Below are 2,113 nucleotides of genomic sequence, written 5' to 3' on the forward strand. Positions count from 1 at the left end.
CCGCTGACGTTACGGCGTGGCCTTCGCCGAGGGCGCCACCGACGGACCGGCCGCCGGCTTCTTCGCGCCCTTCGTCCACTGGTCCAGCCAGTCCAGCACCGTCTCATGCCAGTGGATGCTGTTGGCCGGCTTCACGACCCAGTGGTTCTCGTCCGGGAAGTAGAGCAGCTTGGAGGGAATCCCCCGGCGCTGCAGCACCGTGAAGGTGGAGAGGCCCTGGGTGTCCACCACGCGGAAGTCCTTGCCGCCGTGGATGACGAGCATCGGCGTCTTCCACTTCGCCACATGGTCGATCGGGTTGTGCTTCGTGTAGCCCTCGGGCTTCTCCCACGGCGTGCCCCCGTGCTCCCACTCGGGGAACCACAGCTCCTCGGTGTTGAAGTACGCGAGCTTCTCGTCGAGGTTGCCGTCGTGGTTCACCAGGCAACGGAAGCGCTCCGGCAGCTGGCCGGCGATCCAGTTGATCATGAACCCGCCGTAGCTGGCGCCCAGCGCGCACGTCTTGTCGCCGTCCAGGAAGGAGTAGCGCCGGGTGGCCGCCTCCAGGCCCTTCTGGAGATCCTCGAGCGGCTTGCCACCCCAGTCCCCGCTGATGGAGTCGGTGAAGGCCTGGCCGTAGCCCGTCGAGCCGTGGAAGTCGATCATCACCGCCGCGTAGCCCCGGCCCGCGTACGTCTGCGGGTTCCACCGGTAGTGGAAGTGGTTGCCGAAGCTGCCCTGCGGACCGCCGTGGATGAGGAAGGCCACCGGGTACTTCTTCTTCGGGTCGAAGTCGACCGGCTTCACCACGTAGCCCCGCACCGTCTCGCCATTCCAGCCCGGGAACTCGAACTGCTCGTAGTCCCCGAAGCGGATGCGCGCGAGCGCCTCCTCGTTCACGCGCGTGAGCTGGCGCAGCTCGCTCCCGTCCGCGCGCACCGAGTAGAGGTCCGCGGGCGACTTCAGGTCATCGCGCAGGAAGGCGATGCGCCCATCCGGCAGGGGCCGCGGCTCGGCGGCGTAGCCCGGGCCGCTGAAGGCCGTCACCTGACCGCTCGCCACGTCGATGGAGAAGGCGCGGTGGTGGCCCACGTCATCGGCGGTGACGAGGACGGACTTCCCATCCGCGCTCCAGGCGAGCGCGCCGGCCGAGCGGTCCCACTGCTCGGCGAGGACGCGCTCCTTGCCCTCCGGCCACGAGCGCAGCACCACGCGCAGCCGATCCGACTCGAAGCCCGGACGCGACATGGCGAGGTAGGCGAGCGTCTTGCCGTCCGGGCTGAACACGGGCTGGGTGTCCGTGGCGCGGTTCTTCTCGGTGAGCTTGCGCGGCGTGCCGGCCTTGTCCACCGGGGCGAGGTAGAGGTCCAGGTCGGTGGACCAGGACTCGGTGTTGCCCACGTCGCGCGCGGTGAAGACGAGCCCCTTGCCATCCGGGGTGAAGGTGAACTCCTCGGGGCCGCCAAAGGGCTTGCTGGGGCCGTCCGCGTCCATGCCCACCATCACGTCGCGCGGGGTGCCGCCGCCGTCCACCGGCAGGACGAAGAGGTGCGAGCGCCGACCATCCGCCCAGGAGTCCCAGTGGCGGACGAAGAGCTTGTCGTAGAGCTGCCCGGTGCTCTTGTTCTGCGACCGCTCCTTGAGCCGCTGGGGGGTGCACTCCAGCGTGGCGCAGTCGGGGAAGACCTCCAGGGCGACGGCGAGCGTCTTGCCATCCGGAGACAGGGCGAAGGCGCCCACGTCGAGGGGCTGCTTCGTGACGGAGCGGGCCTCGCCCCCGTCGAGCGGCAGGCGGAACACCTGGCTGGAGCCACCGCGCGAGGAGAGGAAGAAGAGGCTCTGGCCGTCAGGGCTCCAGACGGGCTGGCCCTCGCTCTCGGGGGACCAGGTGAGCTGGCGCGTGCCGGTGCCATCGGCGTTGACCAACCACAGGTCGGTGCGACCCTTGTTGGCCTCCAGGTCGGTGGAGCGCAGCACGAAGGCGATGCGCTTGCCATCCGGCGAGACGCTCGGACTGCTGATCCGGCGCAGCGAGACCTGGTCCTGGATGGTGAACGGCTGGGATTGGGTGGGAGAGGGGGCGGCGGCCAGGACGAGCGCCGCGGCGAGGGAGAGGGTCAAGGGGTCCTCCGTG

The 2,113-nt window shown here is 69.7% G+C and carries 1 protein-coding gene; it reads right to left on the reverse strand.

The features are described 5' to 3' along the window. Positions 1-9: 9 nt before the first annotated feature. Entirely contained in the window at positions 10-2,100 is a 2,091-nt protein-coding gene (locus VF697_RS28980) for a S9 family peptidase (protein WP_331099980.1), read from the reverse strand. Positions 2,101-2,113: the final 13 nt, after the last annotated feature.

It is taken from the genome of Archangium sp. (genome assembly GCF_036388035.1).
In the GTDB taxonomy this organism is placed as follows: domain Bacteria; phylum Myxococcota; class Myxococcia; order Myxococcales; family Myxococcaceae; genus Archangium.